The following is an 18,829-nucleotide window of genomic DNA, read 5'->3' as shown; positions in this document are numbered from 1 at the left end:
CTACGCGCGCTTGCTGCCCCCCGAGGGGGCGCTTTTCGCCTGGGGGCGGCCCGGCGGCGAAAAGTTGCCCCCCACGCCGCTCGCGGCGAGCCGCATCCATCCTGAACCTCAATGAACGCCGGGGACCTGCCCCGGCGTCGGGGAGCATCGAGTGCTGGCACTGGACCTGTTCGTCAACGGCCTGATCATCGGCCTGTTCTACGCGCTGATGGCGGTCGGCCTGACCATGATCTTCGGCATCCTGAAGATCGTGAATTTCGCCCACGGCGAGTTCTACATGATCGGTGCGTATACCTACACCCTGGTGTCGCTGGCGCTGGGCGTCCCGCCCTGGCTGGCGCTGCCCATCGCCGCGGCCGCGGGCGCGCTGCTGGGCTGGGCCACGGAACGCTGGCTGATGCGCCCGCTGTACGCCGGCTACGGTTCCTGGGGCCTGATGAAGGATGAGTACGCGGTGGTCGTCACCTTCGGCCTGTCCCTGCTCCTGATCAACCTGGTCGACAAGGTGGTGGGCCCGTATCCCATGCGCGGCCCCGCCCTGTCGGACGTGACGCGCATGGCCATCGGCCCCTTCATGATGAGCGGCCAGAAACTGATCACGGCGGGCCTGTCCATCGTGCTGCTGGCCGGGCTGGCGCTCTTCATCAAGCGTTCGCTCTGGGGCCGGCAGGTCCAGGCGGTGGCGCAGAACCGGCTGGGCGCCTCCATCGCCGGCATCGACACGGCGCGCGCCAGCAGCATCATCTTCATGGCGTCCGGCGTGCTCGCGGCGCTGGCGGGCGCGCTGCTGGCCCCGGTCATCAACCCCGCTCCGGACGTGGGCGCGTTCCCGGCCATCAAGTCCTATGTGATCGTCGTGATCGGCGGCATGGGCTCGATCCCCGGCAGCATCCTGGCGGCGCTGGCGCTGGGCGTGCTCGAAAGCTTCGGCGCGGTCTACCTGTCGTACGACTATCGCGACACCTTCGGCCTGGCGCTGCTGATCCTGATCCTGCTGTTCCGGCCCAAGGGCCTGTTCGGCGAACGCGCGCGGGAGGTCTGAACATGGATCCGCTTGCCCACCCCAACCTGCTGCGCAACAAGCTCAGCCAGGAAATGCGGCTATCGCTCTTGTTCCTTGCCGTCCTGGCGCTGCTGCCCCTGGGCGTCTCCTCGCCCTACTGGCTCGGCGTGCTGATCGTCAGCATGTACTTCGCGATGCTGGCCACGGGCTGGAACCTGCTGGCGGGCTACACGGGCCAATTCTCGCTCGCGCCGGCCGCCTTCGCCATGCTGGGCGGCTACACGACCGGCCTGCTGGCCTATCACTGGAACGTGCCGCTGTGGCTCGGGCTGCCGCTATCCGCGGTGGTGCCCGGGCTGATCGGGCTGGTGCTGGGCCGCATCGTGCTGCGGCTGTCCGGCCCGTACCTGGCGCTGACCACCCTGTCCTTCGCCGAGATCGTGCGCCTGGTGATCTACAACTCCATCGATTTCACTCGCGGCGACCAGGGCCTGCACGTGCCCGCGCTGCTGGAAAGCCGCGCCGGCAACTACTACCTGTTCCTCGGCGTGCTGGCGGCGGTCACGCTGCTGGTCTTCCTGCTGCTGCGGGCCCGCCCGGGCCGCTTCCTTCAGGCGATCCGCGACGACGAGATCGGCGCGGCCAGCCGCGGCATCGACGTCGTGCGCTACAAGACGCTGGCCTTCCTGGCCAGCTGCGCCATCTGCGGATTTGCCGGCGGCCTGTACGGCACGTTCGCGCAACTGGTCAGTCCGGAGCTGGGCATCGTGGCGCAGACCGGCATGGTGATCGCCATGGTGGTGATCGGCGGCATGGGCACGCTGGTCGGCCCCCTGCTGGGCGCCGTGCTGGTGTATGTCGCGTCCGAGCTGCTGCGCGACGTCGGCAATATCCAGATGATCGTGTTCGCGCTGCTGGTCATCGTGTTCGCGCGCTTTTTCCGCGAAGGGTTGTGGGGCCTGGCGCGGCGCGCCGCGCTGCGCCGTTCCGGCAACGCCAGGGGAGCCTGATGGCACTGTTGCAGATATCGGGAATACAGAAACGCTTCGGCGGCCTGCTTGCCGTGAACGGCGCGGGCATGGACGTGGCCGATGGCGAGCTGCTGGGGCTGATCGGCCCCAACGGCTCGGGCAAGACCACGCTGCTCAACGTGTTGTCCGGCCATCTGGCCGCGGACGCCGGCGACGTGAAGCTGGACGGGCGCAGCATCATGGGCCTGAGCCCGACCCGCCTGACCCGCCTGGGCGTGCTGCGCATGTTCCAGATGACCCGCGTTTTCAACCGCGTCAGCGCCTATGACAACCTGGTCGTATGCGGGCTGGCCATGGGGCTGGACGAGGCCGGCGCCAGCCGGCGCGCGCTGGCGCTGCTGGAAGAGCTCAAGCTGGGCCACGTCATGCACCTGGACGCCGGCCAATTGTCGGGCGGGCAGAAGAAACTCCTGGAATTCGGCGCGTGCTTCATGGTGCCGCCGCGCGTGGCGCTGCTGGACGAGCCCTTTGCGGCGGTGCACCCGGTCATGAAGGAAACCATGTCCGAGTTCATACGCCGCCGCAACGAGGGCGGCCAGACGTTCATCCTGGTCAGCCACGACATGCCGGTGGTCGTGGACCTGTGCCCGCGCTCCGTGTGCATGAACGCGGGCCGCGTGCTGGCCGACGGCCCCACCCAGCAGGTGCTGCGCGAGCCGGCCGTGATCGAAGCCTATCTGGGCGAGCAGGGACAAGAGGAGCAGAACCATGCCTGACACGCTGCTGGCCATGGAGAACGTGACCGCCGGCTATCTGGGCGACATCGACGTGCTGCGCAATGTGTCGCTGACGGTCGAAGCCGGCCGCATCAGCGGCCTGATCGGGCTGAACGGCGCGGGCAAATCCACGCTGATGAAAGCCATTTGCGGGTTCCTGCCGCCGAAGTCGGGCCGGGTCACCCGGGCCGGGCGCGACATCTCCGGCCAGGCGCCTCACCGCATGATCGACGACGGACTCTGGTACATCCCGCAGGAATCCAGCCTGTTCCCCTACCTGACGGTGGAGGAAAACCTGCGCCTGCCGCTGGAGGGCCGACGCAAGCGCTACGGCGAGGTGCTGGAGCCGCGCTTCGCCGACACGCTGCAACGGTTCCCGGTGCTGAAGGAAAAACTCAAGGACCAGGCGGGCAATCTGTCGGGCGGCCAGCAGAAGTCGCTGGAGTTCGCCAAGGCCTACATGGTGCAGCCTCAGGTCTGCCTCATCGACGAACCCAGCATCGGCCTGGCGCCGCGGGTGGCGGCCGAGGTATTCCAATGGATCCGCGCGTTCGCCGACGCGGGCATGGGCATCCTGCTGGTGGACCACAATGTGCGCCGCGTCGTGGCCATGTCCAACCACATCTACGTGCTGAGCCTGGGTGAAATCACGGCCTCGGGCTCGCCCGAGGATTTTGCCGGCGACCTCCACGAACAGGTGCGCGAATGGCTGGGAATCAATTTCTGATGGACGCCCGCAACCTGATCGCGCAGCCCCTCCGCGCCGAAGCGTTCGCGCCCTATGGCGAGATCGTCAGCAGCGCCGGCCGCGACGGCCGCGCCATCAACGCCGGCACCTCGCTGCGGGTGGAAATGGGCGAACCCGACATCCTGGACGCCGGCGGCCGGCCGTCGCTCTCCGTCTTCCGGGCCCGGGCCATCGCCCTGCCCTTCGCCGCGCAGGTGCTGGAACGCCACCGCCTGGGCAGCCAGACCTTTCTGCCGCTGGCCGCCACGCCCTACGTGGTGCTGGTCGCGCTGGGCGCCGACGCGCCCGATACCGCCACGCTGCGCGCCTTCCTGGCCGGGCCGGGCATGGGCATCACCCTGCGCCGGGACGTCTGGCACCATCCGCTGATGGCGCTGGCCGATGGGGATTTCGCGGTGCTGGAGCGCGCCGGGCCGGCGGTGGACTGCGAACTGGCGCCGCTGCCGGACGCGCCCTGGACGATACGGGCCGCCTGAACGCACTACCGCGCCGTCCGCCGCCAGACGCTGGCCAGCCAGGGCTGCTGCTCGCGCGGCAGGCCCTGCGGCCGGTAATAGTGTTCGAGTTCCTCGTACCCGGCGTCCGCCAGCAGGCGGCGCCAGCCGTCCAGGTCGTGGTAGGCGCCGTAGCGCCCGCGGTTCCAGCCTTCCTGGTTGCCGCCCCGCGGATTGGAGCTGAACAGCACCCCGCGCGGCTTCAGCGCGGCGCGCAGCTCCCGCAGTACCCGCGGCAGTTCCTGTCCCGGCACGTGGAACAGCACGGCGTTGGCGAAGATGCCGTCGAAGCGGCCGTCCGGCAGGGACAGCCGCAGCAAGTCCTGCTGCCAGACCTCGCAGCCGCTCGCCTGCCGCGCCATGTCGACGAAGCGCGGCGTGCCGTCCAGGCCGACGGCTCGGTGGCCGAGCGCCGCGAAGGTCTTCAGGTCTCGGCCGGGGCCGCAGCCCAGGTCCAGGATGTCGTACGGAGGCTCGCCTTCGATATGGCGCAGCAGCGCGGCGATGTTCTGGCTGACGTCGTGGTCGCGCGTGCCCGCCTCGAACGATTCGGCGTTTTCTTGATAGTGCGCCAAGGTCAGCGAGCTGATCTTGGCCAGGTCTTCGGCATCGAGTCTCATCAGGCGATTTTGCCTGAAATACGGGCGGGTTTCCGGCGCCGGGCCGGCCGGCGCCCGGCGAGGCGCGCCGCAAGCAGCGCAGGCGCTTCGCCGAGTTGCCTGCGGCTTGGGCCGGCAGCCGCCGCCGGCCCAAGCCGCGTCAGGCGGCCAGCCGCCCTTCGATCCTGGCCTTGGTGGCCGGCAGATCCTCGGGCAGGCCCTGCTCCAGCTGGCTGAAGAGCTCGCCATGCAGGGCCAACTCGTCGCGCCAGGCCGCGGCGTCCACGGACATGACTTGCTCGAACTTGTCCGGGCTGAACTCCAGGCCGGTCCAGTCGATGTCCTGGTAGCTGGGCGAAATGCCGAACACCTGGTCCACGCCCTTGGACTGGCCGTCGATGCGGCCGAGCATCCAGCGCAGCACGCGCATGTTGTCGCCAAAGCCGGGCCAGACGAACTTGCCGTCCGGGCTCTTGCGGAACCAGTTGACGCAGTAGATGCGCGGCAGGGTGGCGCCGGCGGCTTCCAGCTGCTTGCCCAGCTTCAGCCAGTGGTTGAAATAGTCGCTCATGTTGTAGCCGCAGAACGGCAGCATGGCGAAGGGATCGCGGCGCACCACGCCCTGCTGGCCCGCGGCCGCGGCGGTGGTTTCCGACCCCATGGTGGCGGCCATGTACACCCCTTCGACCCAGTTGCGGGCCTCGGTGACCAGCGGCACGGTGGTGGAGCGGCGGCCGCCGAAGATGAAGGCGTCGATGACCACGCCCTTGGGGTTTTCCCATTCGGGATCGATGGACGGACATTGCGCGGCCGGCGCGGTGAAACGCGCGTTCGGGTGCGCGGCCTTGCGGCCGGTCTCGCGCGCGATGGCGGGCGTCCAGTCCTGGCCCTGCCAGTCGGTCAGGTGCGCGGGCGGCGTATCCGTCATGCCTTCCCACCAGACGTCGCCGTCATCGGTGAGCGCCACGTTGGTGAAGATGACGTTGGCCTTGAGCGTGGCCATGGCGTTGTAGTTGGTCTGCTCGCTCGTGCCCGGCGCAACGCCGAAATAGCCGGCCTCCGGATTGATGGCGTGCAGGCGGCCGTCGGGGCCGGGCTTGATCCAGGCGATATCGTCGCCGATGGTGGTGACCTTCCAGCCGTCCATGCCCTGCGGCGGGATCAGCATCGCGAAGTTGGTCTTGCCGCAGGCCGACGGGAAGGCCGCGGCCACGTGGTACTTGCGGCCCTTGGGCGAGGTGACGCCCAGGATCAGCATGTGCTCGGCCAGCCAGCCCTGGTCGCGCCCCATGGTGGAGGCGATGCGCAGCGCGAAGCACTTCTTGCCCAGCAGGGCGTTGCCGCCGTAGCCCGAGCCGAAGCTCCAGATCTCGCGGTTCTGCGGGAAGTGGACGATGTACTTGGTGGGGTTGCACGGCCAGGACACGTCGGCCTCGCCGGCGGCCAGGGGCTTGCCCACGGAATGCACGCAGGGCACGAAATCGCCATCGGCGCCGAGTACGTCGTAGACCTGCTTGCCCATGCGCGTCATGATGCGCATGTTCACCACCACGTAGGGGCTGTCGGAGAGTTCCACGCCGATGTGGGCGATGTCCGAGCCCAGCGGGCCCATCGAGAACGGCACGACATACAGCGTGCGGCCGCGCATGGCGCCGTCGAACAGGCCGTTGAGCGTGTTGCGCATCTCGGCGGGATCCGCCCAGTTGTTGGTCGGGCCGGCGTCCTCGGGACGGTCCGAACAGATGAAGGTGCGGTCCTCGACCCGGGCGACGTCGGAGGGATCCGACCAGGCCAGGTAGGAATTAGGCCGCTTGGCGGGGTTCAGCCTGCGCAGAGTGCCCGACTGGACCATTTGCTCGCAAAGCCGGTCGTACTCTTCCTGGGACCCATCGCACCAGACGACGCGGTCGGGCTTGGCCAGCGCAACGAAGCTCGCCACCCAGTCGATCAGACCGCGGTGCTTGACGTAGGCGGGCACGTTCAAGGCTGCCAATCCCCCATCCAAAGGCTTATTCATCGGGGTTATCTCCATACTAGTAAAGCGAATGGTGTTACGGCCCCAATTCAGTGGGGCCGTAGCGATTTGCGCCATCATACTTGCAGCGGCATGCTGCCCGTCAACCCATCCTCATGGACGACATTGTCACGGGTTGAGACCGCTTAGGCGTAGCTGCCGTCGCGCAACTCCTTGCGGATGATCTTGCCGGTGGCGGTGGTCGGCAAACTGGTTACAAAGCGGATCGCGCGCGGATACTCGTGCGCCGCCAGGCGGGTGCGCACATGGGCCTGCAGGGACTTCACCAGCGCGTCGTCGCCCTGGAATCCATCGTTCAACACCACGTAGGCCATCACGATTTCGGTGCGCTCGGCGTCGGGCACGCCCACCACGGCGGCCATGCGCACGGCGGGGTGGCCGATCAGGCAATCCTCGATGGGACCCGGGCCGATGCGGTAGCCGGCGCTGGTGATGACGTCGTCGTTGCGACCCACGAAGCGGATGAAACCCTGCCCGTCGCGCACGCCCAGGTCGCCGGTCAGGAGATAGTCGCCCGCGAACTTTTCGGCCGTGGCCTGCGGGTTGTTCCAGTAGCCCAGGAACATGACCGGGTCGGGCCGCAGTACGCCGATATTGCCTTCCTGTCCATCCGCCACTTCGGCGCCCCGCTCATCCACGATCGCCACCCGGTGGCCGGGCGCGGCGCGGCCGATCGAACCGATGACGGGGTCGAACAGCGATGAGCACGACGACACCAGCATGTTGCATTCCGTCTGGCCGTAGAACTCGTTGATGGTCACGCCCAGCACTCGGCGGCCCCAGTCGATGAGTTCCGCGCCCAGCGATTCCCCGCCGCTGGCCACCGAGCGCAGCGCCAGGGCGCCGGCCCCGGGCGGCTGCGCCACGCTGCGCATCATTTTCAGCGCGGTGGGCGGCAGGAAGGTGTGCGTCACGCCGTGGCGCGCCATCAACTCGAAGGCGCTGGCGCCGTCGAATTTCTCGAAGCGGCGCGCCAGCACGGGCACGCCGTGGTGCCAGGACGGCAGCAGCACGTCCAGCAGCCCGCCGATCCACGCCCAATCCGCCGGCGTCCACATCAGCGTGGCGTTCTCGGGAAAGAACTCGTGCGACATCTCCACGCCGGGCAGGTGGCCGAGCAGCACGCGATGAGCGTGCAGCGCGCCCTTGGGCTTGCCGGTGGTGCCCGAGGTGTAGATGATGACCGCCGGGTCGTCCGCCGCCGTCGCCACCGGCGTGTAGTCCTCGGATTCCCGCGCCAGCGCCGCGTGGAACGGCACCGCGTCGTCGACCGCCTCGTCGTCGATGCAGTAGACGACCTTCAGGTCGGGCAGGCTGGCGCGGATCTCGCGCAGCTTGCGGCAGCCCGCCGCATCGGTCACGAGCGCGGCGGCGCCGCTGTTGGCCAGGCGGTACTGGATGGCATCCACCCCGAACAGGGTGAACAGCGGCACCGCCACGGCGCCCATCTTGTAGACTGCGATGTGCGTCACCGCCGTCTCGGGCGCCTGCGGCAGGTAGATGGCCACGCGGTCGCCGCGCTTGATCCCGTGGCGCTCCAGGCTGTGCGCCAGGCGGTTGGACTGCGCGCGGATCTGGTCGAAGGTGTAGCGTGACTGGGCGCCATCGCTTTTCTCGTAGATCAGCGCAAGGCGGCCGCTGCCGTCGGCCCATTTATCGCAGGCGTCGACGCCGATGTTGTAGGCCGCCGGCACCTGCCATTGGAACTGGGACGCAAGCTGCGTGTAGGAATCGGCTCTGGACAGCATGGTTTGTCTCTGATGTTGTTCGAATTCACCGGCGCCCGGCGCCGGCCTTTGGGGGAACGCTACCCCTGGCCTCCTCGGGGAGGCGTGTCTTGCCACAAACTTGACCCTGGCTCAATAATAAACCTCCTCCCCCTTGCCGCCCCTGCCCCGCATGGAAAAAACCGCCACCGTCCCGATGCGCCGCCCGCCGGCCAGCGCCAAATCCGAGCAGCGCATCCGGGACATCCTGCGCGTCGCGCGGCAGGTTTTTTCCGAGGCCGGCTTCCAGGCCGCCACGACCACGGAGATCGCGCAGCGGCTGGGCGTGTCCGAAGCCACGGTGTTCACCTATTTCGGCGGCAAGCGCGAACTCTGCGTGCGGGTCATCAGCGACTGGTACGACGAAATCATCGCCAAAGTGGAGGACGACCTCCCCCGCGTGCAAGGCACGCGGGCCCAGCTGCATTACCTGGTGCACGCGCACCTGCGGCACCTGTTGGCCGAAGGATCCGGCCTGTGCGCGTTCATCCTGTCCGAAGGACGGGCGCGCAACGACGACTTCGGCGAGGTCTACGCGGCGCTGCAGCGCCGCTACACCGCGCCGCTCATGCGCATCCTGGCCCAGGGCCAGGAAGACGGCGACATCCGGCGCGACATGCCGCTGCGGCTGCTGCGCTCGGCGGTCTACGGCCCGATGGAACACGTGCTGTGGGACGCCATCCTGCGGGGCGCGCGGGTGGACGTGGGCGCCACGGCCGACCAGTTGGTCGGCTTTCTGTGGCAGGCGCTGCAGCCGCCGGCGCGGGACGCGCTGGCGCTGGCCCAGTTCCGCGGCGAAGTGCGGGACGCCCTGCATCGCCTTCAGTCGTCGGAGAACAGGGACGGCGGCACGTATTGAGGAAAACCGTTGTAGGCCTCCTCCCGTTCGGCCGGCTGCAAGGTCCATGAATGCCGCGCGTTGGGCACGCCGCCGTCCACGCGGATGACGCTGCCGTTGATGAAGGCCGCCGCGGGCGACAGCAGAAAGACCACCGCCGCGGCCAATTCGGCCTCGGTCCCGAAGCGCTGCAGCGGCACCTTGGTCTTCAGTTCGCGCAATACCGCGCGGTACTCGTCGTCATAGCTGTCCATGCCGCTGGAGGCGATCCAGCCCGGCGCCACGGCGTTGACCCGCACGCCCGCGTGCGCCCATTCGCAGGCGGCCGTCTCGGTCAGGTTCCAGACCCCGGCGCGGGCCGCGCCCGAATGGCCCATGCCGGGCATGCCGCCCCAGATGTCGGCCAGCATGTTCACGATGGCGCCGCCGTGCTGGCGCATGTGCTGGGTGTAGACCTCCCGCGCCATCAGAAAGGTGCCGTGCAGATTGTTCTGGACCACCGCATTCCAGCCATTGAAGCTGATGCGGTCCAGGGGCGCGGGGAACTGCCCGCCGGCGCAGTTGAACAGGCCGTCGATGGCGCCGTGCCGGGCCAGCGCGTCGGCGACCGCGCCGCGCACGCCGGCCTCGTCGCGGATGTCGCAGGAGTGGACGCTGATGCGGCCGGCGGCTCCGGGATAGATACGCGCGATCTCCTGCTCCGCCGCTTGCAGCTTGTCCAGTTTGCGCCCCACCAGCGCCAGGCCGGCGCCCAGCGCCGCCAATTCGTGCGCCGTGCAGCGGCCCAGGCCGCTGCCTCCGCCCGTCACGAGTATCGTCCTGCCCTCGAAAAGGCCCGGCCGGAATACCGACGCGTAGCGCGCATCGGCGGCGCGTCCGCCTGTTTGTGCTTGCATGTCTCGCTCCGTCATTTTTTTTGAGGATAACTCAATATTTGGACATGATGCAGCGCCGGACCCGCGATTTCCTTCTAGAATCGATCCAGCCGTTCGCCGCCCTTATTGAGCGGCGATCAAGAACACAGGAGCCCCCGATGACGATGCAAGCCCCGCTGGATGTCGCCCGTGACGGCGCCATCGCCCGCTTGACGCTGAACCGCCCCGACATGCGCAACGCCTTCGACGACGCGCTGATCGCCGCCCTGACCGCCGCTGTCCGGCAAGCCGCCGAAGACCCGGACGTCCGCGTGCTGCTGCTGACCGGCGCGGGCAAGGCGTTCTGCGCGGGCGGCGACCTGAACTGGATGGGCAAGATGGCCACGCTGACCGACGCCGAAAACCGCGCCGACGCCGCGAAGCTGGCCGGCATGCTGCACGCGATCTGGTCCTGCCCCAAGCCCATCGTGGCCGCCGTCAACGGCGACGCCTATGCCGGCGGCATGGGGTTGCTGTCGGCCTGCGACATCGCCATCGCCGCCGACCACGCGCATTTCTGCCTGTCGGAAACGCGGCTGGGCCTGCTGCCCGCCACCATCAGCCCCTACGTGATCCGGGCCATGGGCGAACGCGCCGCCAACCGCTACTTCCTGACCGCCGAACGCTTCGACGCCAGCACGGCGCTGCGGCTGGGGCTGGTGCATCAAGTCGTCCCGGGGGACGATCTTGCAGCGCAAGCCGGGGCCCTCTGCCGCGGGCTGTGCGCCAACGGCCCCGGCGCCGTGCAGGCCAGCAAGCGGCTGGTCCGGGATTTCGCCGGCCAGCCGATCGACGCGGCACTGATCGCGGACACGGTCGAGCGCATCGCCGAGATACGCAGTTCCGGCGAAGCCCGGGAAGGCGTGGCGGCCTTCCTGGAAAAGCGCGAGCCGGCCTGGAGGCAAGGCGCATAGAGGCGCCGCGGCCGGCGCGCGCGGCGCGGCGCCGGCAAGGCCGCGTGCCATAATTCCAGCCGAATATCAGGAAGCCCCATGCCGCAAGCCACTTCACCCGCATTTCCCCCGCTGAACGCCGAGCGCCTCTGGGCCCGCGTCGAAACCCTGTCCCGATACACCCTGCCCGACGTCCCCTGGACGCGCCGGGCGTTTTCGCCCCTGTTCGACGAGGCCCGCGCCTGGCTGCGCGGCGAATTCGAGGCCGCCGGCCTGGCCACGCGCCTGGACGCGGGCGGCAACCTGATCGGCACGCTGCCCGGACGCGATCCCGCGCGCAAGCCCATCGCCACGGGCTCGCACTGCGACACCGTCATGAGCGGCGGCCGCTTCGACGGGATCATCGGCGTGCTGGCGGGCATCGAAGTGGCCCACAGCATGCGCGAGCACGGCGTCCAGCTGGACCACCCCTTCGAAGTCATCGATTTCCTCTCCGAGGAACCCAGCGATTACGGCATCTCGTGCGTGGGCAGCCGCGCGCTGTCCGGCCAGTTGAGCGCCGAGATGCTGGCCGCCCGGAATCCCGATGGCGAAACGCTGGCCCAGGGCATCGCCCGCATCGGCGGCGATCCGTCCGCGCTGGGCGCGCCGCTGCGCGGCGCCGGCGAAACCGCCGCCTTCGTCGAACTGCACATCGAACAGGGGCCGGTGCTGGAAAGCCGCGGCCTGCCCATCGGCGTGGTCACCAACATCGTCGGCATCCGCCGCGTGCTGATCACGGTGGAAGGCCAGCCCGACCATGCCGGGACCACGCCGATGGACATCCGCCGCGACGCGCTGGTGGGCGCCGCCCGCATCATCGACGCCGCCAGCCGCCAGGCCAGCGCCGCCAGCGGCAATCCGCACTACGTGGTGGCCACGGTGGGCCGCCTGTCCATGACGCCCAACGCGGCCAACGCCGTGCCCGGCCGCGTGGAGCTGACCCTGGAGATGCGCAGCGACAGCGACGCCGTGCTGGACGCCTTCCCCGAAACCCTGATGGCGGGCGTGGCCGAGGACCTGAAGGCGCTGCGCCTGAGCGCTGGCTTCACGCCATTGAGCCGCGCCCGGCCCACCGATTGCTCGCCGCTGGTCATGGACGCCGTGCAGGCCGCCTCCGACCAGCTGGGCTACGCCTCGATGCGCCTGCCCAGCGGCGCGGGACACGACGCCGTCTACATGGCGCCGACCGGGCCCATCGGCATGATCTTCATCCCCTGCCTGAACGGCCGCAGCCACTGTCCCGAAGAATGGATCGAGCCCGCGCAACTGCTGGACGGCACCCGCGTGCTGTACCAGTCGGTGCTCCAACTGGACCGCGTATTGCGCGGCGCCTGACCTCTCTATGCCCATGGAACAGATAGAACTCAACGACAGCACCGCCGACCGCTACCTGCTGGACGCGCCCGGCCTATCGCTGGTGGTTTTCCACAGCCGCACCTGCGGCAACTGCCGCGTCGCGCGCGAGCAGCTGCCGCAGCTGGAACTGCCCGTGGAGCGCCTGTGCTGGGTGGACGCGGGCGACAACCGCGGCCTGGTTGAACGCTACGAGGTCTTCCATCTGCCCGCCATGTTCGTCACCCGCGACGGCGCGTTCTTCGGCCCGGTGCAGGCAACCCTGGCCGAATGGGATCTGCGCCAGCAGATCGGGCTGGCCCTGGACAGCTATCCGGCCGAACTGCCGTGAGCGCCGCCGCCCCCCGGCCCCTGCGCCAGCCGCTGGATACGCTGGCCACGGGAGCCATGCTGCTCCTGTGCGTCTGCTGGGGCTTCCAGCAGATCGCGATCAAGCTGGTCGCCGGCGACGTCGCGCCCATCATGCAGATCGGCCTGCGTTCGGCCTTCGCGGCGCTGGTGCTGGCGGCGGTCGTGTGGCGCCGCGAGGGCGCGCGCGTCTTCAGCGACGGGACCGCCGTTCCCGGCCTGATCGTGGGCCTGCTGTTCGCCGCCGAGTTCCTGTTCGTGGCGCAGGGACTGGTCTACACCACCGCCTCGCACATGTCCGTGTTCCTGTACACGGCGCCCATCTTCGCGGCGCTCGGGCTGCACTGGCTGCTGCCGGAAGAACGCATGAAGCCGCTGCAGTGGATCGGCGTGGCGATTGCGTTCTGCGGCATCGCCGTCGCGTTCCTGGGCAAGGGCCAGCCCGAGGGTCACGCCGGCGCGCCCAACATGCTGCTGGGCGATGCGATGGGCCTGGTCGCGGGCCTGCTGTGGGGCGCCACCACGGTGGCGATCCGCAAGACCTCGCTGTCGGAAGCCGCGCCCGCGAAAACCCTGTTCTACCAGATGGCGCTGGCGGCCGCGATGCTGCTGGGGTTCGCCGCGGCCACCGGCAGCGACGGCTTCCGCTACACGCAGGCGGCGCTGCTCAGCGTCGGGTTCCAGTCCGTGGTGGTGGCGCTGTCGAGCTACCTGGCCTGGTTCTGGCTGCTGCGCCGCTACCTGGCCTCGCGCCTGTCGATCCTGTCGTTCATGACCCCGCTGTTCGGCGTGAGCTTCGGCGTGCTCATCCTGGACGAGCCGCTGGACGCCGCCTTCGTGCTGGGCGCCGCGCTGGTGCTGGCCGGCATCACGCTGGTGAGCGGGGCGGAACTGCTGCGCGAGAAACTGCGGCCCTCCCGCTGATCAGGCCTGGCGCCGCTCCGTCGGCGCGTCCAGGTTCAGCACGATCAGGGCCGCGCCCGCCAGCACCAGGCCGAAACCCCACCAATCCAGCGGCGCGGGCCGGTCTCCCACCAGGGCCATCGCGCCCAGGACCCCGACCACGGGCACCATCAGCGTGGTCAGCGTGGCGACCGTGGCGCTGACCCGTTCGCTCAGGACGAACCAGAGCCAGTACGCGACGGCGGTGCCCAGGACGATGTGGAACGACAACGCCGCCACCACGCGCGCGCTCCAGCCTTCCACCGGAAACGGCTCGCCCGAGACCAGCACGCCCATCAGCGCGCAAGCCGCGCCCACGACCAGCTGCCACGCCGTGACCACGATGCGGTGTCCCGCCACCGGCCAGCCTTTCAGGTAGACCGTGCCCGCGGCCCAGCCGAACGCGGCGACCAGGGGAAAAACCAGGCCCTTGGCCGCCGCCAGGTCATGTTCGCCGAAGACCGCGCGCAGCACCGGCCAGGCCAGGATCGACACGCCGCCCGCGCCCAGCAGCAGCGCCAGCGCCCGGCGCCGGTCCAGGCGTTCGCCGAGGACGATCCACGCCAGCACCGCCGACATCATGGGCATGGTGAAGGTCAGCACGGCGGCGCGCGAGGTGCTGGTGCTGAGCTGCGCCCAGGCCACGGCCAGGTTGAAGACCGCGACCGCCAGAAAGCCGCCCACCACGATGCCCGGCCACGACGCGCGCGGCGGCAGCAGGTCCAGCCGCTTGGCGCGGGCCAGCAGGAACAGCAGCAAGGCGCCGCTGCCCAGGCCCAGCAGGCGCAGGGTGAACGGCGGGACGATGGCCAGGATGATCTTCACCGCCGGCCAGTTCAGCCCCCAGAACAGGGCCAGCGCGACGGGAATCAGGCGCACGCGGCCTTTTCCCTGGCGATCAGCTCGGCGAGGCCCCGGCGCTGCCGGCCCTCCGCGTCGAAGTTCTCCGGGCTCAGCCACTGCTCGTAGGCTGCGCGCAGGGCGGGCCATTCGCCGTCGACGATCGCGAACCACGCCGTATCGCGGCTACGGCCCTTGTAGACGGTGGCCTGCCGGAAAATGCCCTCGAATTCGAACCCCAGGCGCGCGGCGGCCTTGCGCGACGGCGCGTTCAGGCTGTCGCACTTCCATTCATAGCGGCGGTAGCCCAGCTCGTCGAAGACCCGGCGCATCAGCAGGAATTGCGCCTCGGTGGCGATGCGCGTGCGCTTGAGCTGGCGCGAGAACGACACGAAGCCGACCTCGATCGCCCCGTTGGGCGGATCGATGCGCATCAGCGCGAGGGTGCCGAGGGCGCGGCCCGATTGCAGATCGATGATGGCGTGGTGCATGGGGTCGGGGCCCGCCTGGACCTTTTCCGCGAACGCGCGATACGCCGCTTCGTCGGCGAACGGCCCGACCGACATATAGGTCCAGTCGCTATCGTCCGGCGCCTGGCTGAACGCCCGGTACAGGTCCGCCGCATGGCGCTCGGCCGACAGCGGCTCCAGCCGGCAATAGCGGCCCGACATCGGCGTCAGGGGCGGGCGCGGACGCGCGGTCCAGCCCGGCATGTCCGGGCCGATGGGTTGCTGGAAAGCGTTGACGCGGGCTTGCATGCTTCTGGGCCTCTTCCGGGTTGGCGCGCCGCCGGCATGGCGGGCGCGATCTGCATGGCTTCACGATATCGGAATCGTGGCATCATAAAAAGCACCACGATCCAGGAATTTAATAGGGCCATGATGAACACTTCCGCCCTGCTCGCCAGTCCCCTCGCGCGCGGCCCGGGCTCCCTGCCGCGCCAGCGCCAGCTGATCCTGCGCCTCAAGAAGGCCATCCTGGCCGGGCAGTTGCCGGCCGGCGGCAAGCTGCCGTCCTCGCGCGCGCTGGCCGAAGAACTGGATATCTCCCGCAATACGGTGCTGATCGCCTACGAGCAGCTCACGGCCGAAGGCTTCGTCATCGCCGATCGCCAGGGCACGCGGGTCGCGCCCTTGTCGGCCGCGGCCAGCGGCGCCATGCGCGCCGAGCCGCCCCCGGCCAAGGCCCCGGCCACCGCCAGGCGGCTCGCCAGCATCGTCTCCACGCGCAACGCGAACGACGCCTCGCTGCCCATGACGCCCGGCACGCCGGCGCTGACGCAATTCCCCATCAACGCCTGGCGCCGCGCGCAAGACCGCGCGCTCCAGGCCGCGCCCGCCGCCACCCTGGGCTATGGCAACCCCGTCGGCGAACCTGCGCTGCGCGAAGCCATCGCGCAGTACCTGCGCGTGTCGCGGGGCGTGCGTTGCGATGCGTCCCGCATCGTCATCACCGAAGGCGCGCAAGGCGCGCTGGCGCTCTGCGTCCAGCTGCTGACCGACCCCGGCGATACCGCGTGGCTGGAAGAGCCCGGCTACCGCGGCGCGAAATCCGCCTTCCATGGCGGCGACCTGGACGTGCTCGCCCTGCGCGTGGACGCGGACGGCATCGCCATCCCCGAAAGCGCCTGGCGGGAACGCCCGCCCCGGCTCATCCAGACCACGCCCTCGCACCAGTACCCCACGGGCGCCGTCCTGTCGCTGGCGCGACGGCTGAATCTGATAGAACGGGCCCGGCAGGCGGGCGCCTGGATCATCGAAGACGATTACGACAGTGAATTCCGCCACCAGGGCGAACCCATCGCGGCCATGCAGGGCCTGGTGGCCGACGCGCCCGTGCTGTATGTCGGCACCTTCAGCAAGACCATGTTCCCCGCCCTGCGCCTGGGCTTCCTGGTGCTGCCCGAGGCCATCGCGGCGCAGGCCATGCCGTCCATCGTCGAAATGCTGCGCGGCGGCCACAGGCTGGAACAGCTGACCATGGCCGCCTTCATCGAAAACGGCCAATTCTCGCGCCATCTCGGGCGCATGCGCCGCCTTTACCGGGAACGGCAGGCCGCGTTGCGCGACGCCCTCGCCAGCCATCTGGGAATCGAACACGAAGTGCTGGGCGGGCACAGCGGCCTGCACCTCACGGTCCGCCTGCCGCCCCAGTTCCCCGACCAGGACATCGTGCGCCAGGCGCGCCGGATGGGCATGAACCCGGGCGCCCTGTCCGCGTTCGCGGTATCGCCCCTGTCCGAGGACAATGGTCTGGTCATCGGCTACGGCAACACGGCGGCCGACCGCTACCCCGCGCTGCTGCGGCGCCTGAAGGAAGCGGCCCTGGAATGCAGGAAGCGGCGCTAGCCGCCGCGGCGGCTCAATTGATCAGCCCCCCCAGCACCAGCACGGCCAGGAACAGCCAGAAGATGAACGCCAGGATGGCGCGGCGCAACAAGGCCTTGACTGCCGCCCAGAGCAGCATGAGCCCCAGGCCCAGCAGGACCAGGTTGAACACCGAGGGGCTCATGCCCATCGCGCCGGCCAGGCCCGAATAGAAATCGCCCAACGCGCCGCCGATGCCGCCCAGCAGCCACTTCAGGCCCGAGACGATGCTGCGCAGCGCTTCGCCGAGCATGCCGCCCAGCGACGCGAAGAAACCCTCTCCGGCGGGCATCAGCGGCGCGAATCCGTCAGCATGCGCAGCGCAAGCCCAGCCAGCACGGTGCCCATCAGCCAGCGCTGCGCGACCATCCACAAGGGCCGGCCCGCCAGGAAGCCGGCGATGGAGCCGGCCATGATGGCGATCAGGGCATTGATGGAAAGGCTGATCGCGACCTGCGTCATGCCCAGCGCCAGCGACTGCGCGAACACGCTGCCGCGCTCGGGCTGGATGAACTGCGGCAGCAGCGACACGTACATGATGGCGATCTTGGGATTGAGCAGATTGGTCACCAGCCCCATCGTGAACAGCGTGCGCGGACTGCTCTTGGGCAGGTCACGCACCTGGAACGGCGACCGGCCGCCGGGACGCAGCGCCTGCCACGCCATGTAAAGCAGGTACAGGGCGCCGCCTATGCGCAGCGCGTCGTACGCGTATGGCACCGCCATCAGCAGGGCCGTGATGCCGAACGCCGCGCAACATACGTAGAAGACGAAGCCCACCGCCACGCCCGCCAGGGAGATCAGGCCGGCCTGGGCTCCCTGCGAGATGGAACGGGAGACCAGATAGATCATGTTGGGCCCGGGAGTGAGCACCATGCCCAGGGCGACCAGGGCGAACGCGAGAAAATGTGTGAGGTCGGGCATGATGGGCCGGCGCGGCTGCGGGCAAGTGGAATCGTGTATTCACACCTTAGCCGAAAACTGTATCGGAACAGGGAATTTTTCCGGCGGGAGTTTACGGGCCAGTGGCGCCGGCGATACAGTTATTCCGTTCGTTTGCATGGAGAGTCCTGACATGCAGCATCCCCAACCGTCCCCGGAAAACGGCGCCCCCGCCATCCGGGTGGGCATCGGCGGGTGGACCTACGCGCCCTGGCGCGGCGCCTTCTACCCCAAAACCCTGCCCCACGCGCGCGAACTGGAATACGCCAGCCGCCAGCTCACCGCGATCGAAATCAACGGCACCTACTACAGTACCCAGAAGCCGGCCACGTTCGCCAAATGGCGCGACGAGACGCCCGAAGGGTTCGTTTTTTCACTGAAGGCGTCGCGCTACGCGACCAACCGCCGCGAACTGGCGGGCGCCAAGGATTCGGTGGACCGTTTCGTGCATGGCGGCATCGCCGAACTGGGCCCCAAGCTGGGCCCCATCGTCTGGCAATTCGCCCCCACCAAGGTCTTCCACCCGGAGGATTTCGGGGCATTCCTGGAACTTCTGCCGGACGAGGTCGACGGGCTGGCGCTGCGCCACGTGCTGGACGTGCGCCATGCCAGCTTCGCTTGCGAGGAATACCTGCAACTGGCCCGCCGCCACCGCGCCGCCACCGTGTTCACGGACAGCGAGGATTACCCGTCGATGGCCGACCGCACGGCCGGCTTCGTGTACGCGCGGCTGATGCGCGCCAGCGCGGCCTTCAAGGCGGGGTACGCGCCCAAGGCGTTGGACGCCTGGGCGGACCGCCTGCGCACCTGGGCGCGCGGCGCCGATCCGGCGGACCTGCCGCTGGCCGGCGCGCCCGCCCCCGCCGCGGCGAAGCCGCAGGATGTCTATGCCTTCTTCATCAATGGCGCGAAGGAACGCGCGCCGGCGGCGGCGCGCGCCCTGATCCAGCGGCTGTAGC

At 69.2% G+C, this 18,829-nt stretch carries 20 protein-coding genes; 12 read left to right on the top strand and 8 right to left on the bottom strand.

Going from position 1 to position 18,829, the window contains the following annotated elements; translation table 11 throughout:
- The first annotated feature begins 151 nt into the window (after nucleotides 1-151).
- Genes ACN6PJ_RS16580 through ACN6PJ_RS16560 form a run of 5 tightly spaced genes read left to right on the top strand, consistent with a single transcriptional unit; the run spans nucleotide 152 to nucleotide 3,974 of the window.
- Nucleotides 152-1,042 carry a branched-chain amino acid ABC transporter permease gene (locus tag ACN6PJ_RS16580; RefSeq protein WP_427996936.1) on the top strand — a complete coding sequence of 297 codons (891 nt, stop codon included), beginning with the start codon at nucleotides 152-154 and terminating at the stop codon, nucleotides 1,040-1,042.
- A 2-nt stretch (nucleotides 1,043-1,044) separates the two neighbouring features.
- Entirely contained in the window at nucleotides 1,045-2,013 is a 969-nt protein-coding gene (locus tag ACN6PJ_RS16575) for a branched-chain amino acid ABC transporter permease (RefSeq protein WP_427996935.1), read from the top strand.
- Nucleotides 2,013-2,750 carry an ABC transporter ATP-binding protein gene (locus ACN6PJ_RS16570; RefSeq protein WP_427996934.1) on the top strand — a complete coding sequence of 246 codons (738 nt, stop codon included), beginning with the start codon at nucleotides 2,013-2,015 and terminating at the stop codon, nucleotides 2,748-2,750. The genes ACN6PJ_RS16575 and ACN6PJ_RS16570 overlap by 1 nt, the downstream gene beginning before the upstream one ends.
- Entirely contained in the window at nucleotides 2,743-3,477 is a 735-nt protein-coding gene (locus ACN6PJ_RS16565; protein WP_427996933.1) for an ABC transporter ATP-binding protein, read from the top strand. The genes ACN6PJ_RS16570 and ACN6PJ_RS16565 overlap by 8 nt, the downstream gene beginning before the upstream one ends.
- Nucleotides 3,477-3,974, top strand: a complete 498-nt coding sequence (locus ACN6PJ_RS16560) for an ureidoglycolate lyase (protein WP_427996932.1) — start codon at nucleotides 3,477-3,479, stop codon at nucleotides 3,972-3,974. The genes ACN6PJ_RS16565 and ACN6PJ_RS16560 overlap by 1 nt, the downstream gene beginning before the upstream one ends.
- Nucleotides 3,975-3,979: 5 nt before the next feature.
- Here ACN6PJ_RS16560 and ACN6PJ_RS16555 read toward each other — a convergent pair whose 3' ends face one another.
- The 3 genes from ACN6PJ_RS16555 to ACN6PJ_RS16545 all read right to left on the bottom strand — a co-directional run bounded on the left by ACN6PJ_RS16555 (nucleotide 3,980) and on the right by ACN6PJ_RS16545 (nucleotide 8,374).
- On the bottom strand, nucleotides 3,980-4,612 hold the full coding sequence (locus ACN6PJ_RS16555; protein ID WP_427996931.1) for a class I SAM-dependent methyltransferase: 633 nt from the start codon (nucleotides 4,610-4,612) through the stop codon (nucleotides 3,980-3,982).
- A gap of 139 nt (nucleotides 4,613-4,751) precedes the next feature.
- Nucleotides 4,752-6,608: a phosphoenolpyruvate carboxykinase (GTP) gene (locus ACN6PJ_RS16550; RefSeq protein ID WP_427996930.1), complete on the bottom strand. Its 1,857-nt coding sequence runs from the start codon at nucleotides 6,606-6,608 to the stop codon at nucleotides 4,752-4,754.
- A 143-nt stretch (nucleotides 6,609-6,751) separates the two neighbouring features.
- Nucleotides 6,752-8,374 carry an acyl-CoA synthetase gene (locus ACN6PJ_RS16545; protein ID WP_427996929.1) on the bottom strand — a complete coding sequence of 541 codons (1,623 nt, stop codon included), beginning with the start codon at nucleotides 8,372-8,374 and terminating at the stop codon, nucleotides 6,752-6,754.
- Between the two features lie 151 nt (nucleotides 8,375-8,525).
- Between ACN6PJ_RS16545 and ACN6PJ_RS16540 the strand changes: the two genes are divergently transcribed.
- A complete protein-coding gene (locus ACN6PJ_RS16540) occupies nucleotides 8,526-9,251 on the top strand; it encodes a TetR/AcrR family transcriptional regulator (protein ID WP_427996928.1) in 726 nt (241 codons plus the stop codon).
- Here ACN6PJ_RS16540 and ACN6PJ_RS16535 read toward each other — a convergent pair.
- Entirely contained in the window at nucleotides 9,215-10,126 is a 912-nt protein-coding gene (locus tag ACN6PJ_RS16535; protein ID WP_427996927.1) for an SDR family oxidoreductase, read from the bottom strand. The genes ACN6PJ_RS16540 and ACN6PJ_RS16535 overlap by 37 nt on opposite strands.
- A 137-nt stretch (nucleotides 10,127-10,263) precedes the next feature.
- Between ACN6PJ_RS16535 and ACN6PJ_RS16530 the strand changes: the two genes are divergently transcribed.
- From ACN6PJ_RS16530 to ACN6PJ_RS16515, 4 genes are all read left to right on the top strand, one after another.
- Nucleotides 10,264-11,058 (top strand): enoyl-CoA hydratase/isomerase family protein, encoded by a 795-nt coding sequence (locus ACN6PJ_RS16530; RefSeq protein WP_427996926.1) that lies wholly within the window; start codon nucleotides 10,264-10,266, stop codon nucleotides 11,056-11,058.
- 78 nt (nucleotides 11,059-11,136) lie between these two features.
- On the top strand, nucleotides 11,137-12,414 hold the full coding sequence (locus ACN6PJ_RS16525; RefSeq protein WP_427996925.1) for a Zn-dependent hydrolase: 1,278 nt from the start codon (nucleotides 11,137-11,139) through the stop codon (nucleotides 12,412-12,414).
- A gap of 13 nt (nucleotides 12,415-12,427) precedes the next feature.
- On the top strand, nucleotides 12,428-12,763 hold the full coding sequence (locus ACN6PJ_RS16520; RefSeq protein WP_043545343.1) for a thioredoxin family protein: 336 nt from the start codon (nucleotides 12,428-12,430) through the stop codon (nucleotides 12,761-12,763).
- Between the two features lie 56 nt (nucleotides 12,764-12,819).
- The gene (locus ACN6PJ_RS16515) at nucleotides 12,820-13,704 is read left to right on the top strand and encodes a DMT family transporter (protein ID WP_427996941.1); all 885 of its coding nucleotides are present in this window, start codon (nucleotides 12,820-12,822) and stop codon (nucleotides 13,702-13,704) included.
- Here the strand turns inward: ACN6PJ_RS16515 and ACN6PJ_RS16510 are convergent, their stop codons facing one another.
- Complete coding sequence (locus ACN6PJ_RS16510; RefSeq protein ID WP_427996924.1) at nucleotides 13,705-14,601, bottom strand: DMT family transporter; 897 nt, start codon at nucleotides 14,599-14,601, stop codon at nucleotides 13,705-13,707.
- Nucleotides 14,592-15,320 carry a GNAT family N-acetyltransferase gene (locus tag ACN6PJ_RS16505; protein ID WP_427996923.1) on the bottom strand — a complete coding sequence of 243 codons (729 nt, stop codon included), beginning with the start codon at nucleotides 15,318-15,320 and terminating at the stop codon, nucleotides 14,592-14,594. The genes ACN6PJ_RS16510 and ACN6PJ_RS16505 overlap by 10 nt, the downstream gene beginning before the upstream one ends.
- A 123-nt stretch (nucleotides 15,321-15,443) precedes the next feature.
- Here ACN6PJ_RS16505 and ACN6PJ_RS16500 point away from each other — a divergent pair, with 123 nt between their 5' ends.
- Entirely contained in the window at nucleotides 15,444-16,910 is a 1,467-nt protein-coding gene (locus ACN6PJ_RS16500) for a PLP-dependent aminotransferase family protein (RefSeq protein WP_427996940.1), read from the top strand.
- A 13-nt stretch (nucleotides 16,911-16,923) separates the two neighbouring features.
- Here the strand turns inward: ACN6PJ_RS16500 and ACN6PJ_RS16495 are convergent, their stop codons facing one another.
- Together ACN6PJ_RS16495 and ACN6PJ_RS16490 are read right to left on the bottom strand one after the other, a co-directional pair.
- Nucleotides 16,924-17,220, bottom strand: coding sequence for a hypothetical protein (locus ACN6PJ_RS16495; protein WP_427996922.1), 297 nt, complete (start codon nucleotides 17,218-17,220; stop codon nucleotides 16,924-16,926).
- The gene (locus ACN6PJ_RS16490; RefSeq protein ID WP_427996921.1) at nucleotides 17,220-17,852 is read right to left on the bottom strand and encodes a LysE family translocator; all 633 of its coding nucleotides are present in this window, start codon (nucleotides 17,850-17,852) and stop codon (nucleotides 17,220-17,222) included. The genes ACN6PJ_RS16495 and ACN6PJ_RS16490 overlap by 1 nt, the downstream gene beginning before the upstream one ends.
- A 151-nt stretch (nucleotides 17,853-18,003) precedes the next feature.
- Here ACN6PJ_RS16490 and ACN6PJ_RS16485 point away from each other — a divergent pair, with 151 nt between their 5' ends.
- Nucleotides 18,004-18,828: a DUF72 domain-containing protein gene (locus ACN6PJ_RS16485; protein WP_427996920.1), complete on the top strand. Its 825-nt coding sequence runs from the start codon at nucleotides 18,004-18,006 to the stop codon at nucleotides 18,826-18,828.
- Nucleotide 18,829 lies beyond the last annotated feature (1 nt).

This window comes from Achromobacter sp., assembly GCF_050285585.1.
In the GTDB taxonomy this organism is placed as follows: Bacteria; Pseudomonadota; Gammaproteobacteria; order Burkholderiales; family Burkholderiaceae_B; genus Achromobacter.
The sequence above is the reverse complement of the archived record's forward strand: the minus strand, read 5'-3'. Positions and strand labels throughout refer to the sequence as shown.

What these genes read in the sequence shown, in the direction of transcription:
- ACN6PJ_RS16575 (WP_427996935.1), top strand. Translation starts at nt 1,045, where the DNA reads ATGGATCCGCTTGCCCACCCCAACCTGCTGCGCAACAAGCTCAGCCAG.
- ACN6PJ_RS16555 (WP_427996931.1), bottom strand. Translation starts at nt 4,612, where the DNA reads ATGAGACTCGATGCCGAAGACCTGGCCAAGATCAGCTCGCTGACCTTG.
- ACN6PJ_RS16530 (WP_427996926.1), top strand. Translation starts at nt 10,264, where the DNA reads ATGACGATGCAAGCCCCGCTGGATGTCGCCCGTGACGGCGCCATCGCC.
- ACN6PJ_RS16550 (WP_427996930.1), bottom strand. Translation starts at nt 6,608, where the DNA reads ATGAATAAGCCTTTGGATGGGGGATTGGCAGCCTTGAACGTGCCCGCC.
- ACN6PJ_RS16565 (WP_427996933.1), top strand. Translation starts at nt 2,743, where the DNA reads ATGCCTGACACGCTGCTGGCCATGGAGAACGTGACCGCCGGCTATCTG.
- ACN6PJ_RS16525 (WP_427996925.1), top strand. Translation starts at nt 11,137, where the DNA reads ATGCCGCAAGCCACTTCACCCGCATTTCCCCCGCTGAACGCCGAGCGC.
- ACN6PJ_RS16500 (WP_427996940.1), top strand. Translation starts at nt 15,444, where the DNA reads ATGAACACTTCCGCCCTGCTCGCCAGTCCCCTCGCGCGCGGCCCGGGC.
- ACN6PJ_RS16570 (WP_427996934.1), top strand. Translation starts at nt 2,013, where the DNA reads ATGGCACTGTTGCAGATATCGGGAATACAGAAACGCTTCGGCGGCCTG.
- ACN6PJ_RS16515 (WP_427996941.1), top strand. Translation starts at nt 12,820, where the DNA reads ATGCTGCTCCTGTGCGTCTGCTGGGGCTTCCAGCAGATCGCGATCAAG.
- ACN6PJ_RS16545 (WP_427996929.1), bottom strand. Translation starts at nt 8,374, where the DNA reads ATGCTGTCCAGAGCCGATTCCTACACGCAGCTTGCGTCCCAGTTCCAA.
- ACN6PJ_RS16495 (WP_427996922.1), bottom strand. Translation starts at nt 17,220, where the DNA reads ATGCCCGCCGGAGAGGGTTTCTTCGCGTCGCTGGGCGGCATGCTCGGC.
- ACN6PJ_RS16560 (WP_427996932.1), top strand. Translation starts at nt 3,477, where the DNA reads ATGGACGCCCGCAACCTGATCGCGCAGCCCCTCCGCGCCGAAGCGTTC.
- ACN6PJ_RS16505 (WP_427996923.1), bottom strand. Translation starts at nt 15,320, where the DNA reads ATGCAAGCCCGCGTCAACGCTTTCCAGCAACCCATCGGCCCGGACATG.
- ACN6PJ_RS16535 (WP_427996927.1), bottom strand. Translation starts at nt 10,126, where the DNA reads ATGCAAGCACAAACAGGCGGACGCGCCGCCGATGCGCGCTACGCGTCG.
- ACN6PJ_RS16540 (WP_427996928.1), top strand. Translation starts at nt 8,526, where the DNA reads ATGGAAAAAACCGCCACCGTCCCGATGCGCCGCCCGCCGGCCAGCGCC.
- ACN6PJ_RS16485 (WP_427996920.1), top strand. Translation starts at nt 18,004, where the DNA reads ATGCAGCATCCCCAACCGTCCCCGGAAAACGGCGCCCCCGCCATCCGG.
- ACN6PJ_RS16490 (WP_427996921.1), bottom strand. Translation starts at nt 17,852, where the DNA reads ATGCCCGACCTCACACATTTTCTCGCGTTCGCCCTGGTCGCCCTGGGC.
- ACN6PJ_RS16520 (WP_043545343.1), top strand. Translation starts at nt 12,428, where the DNA reads ATGGAACAGATAGAACTCAACGACAGCACCGCCGACCGCTACCTGCTG.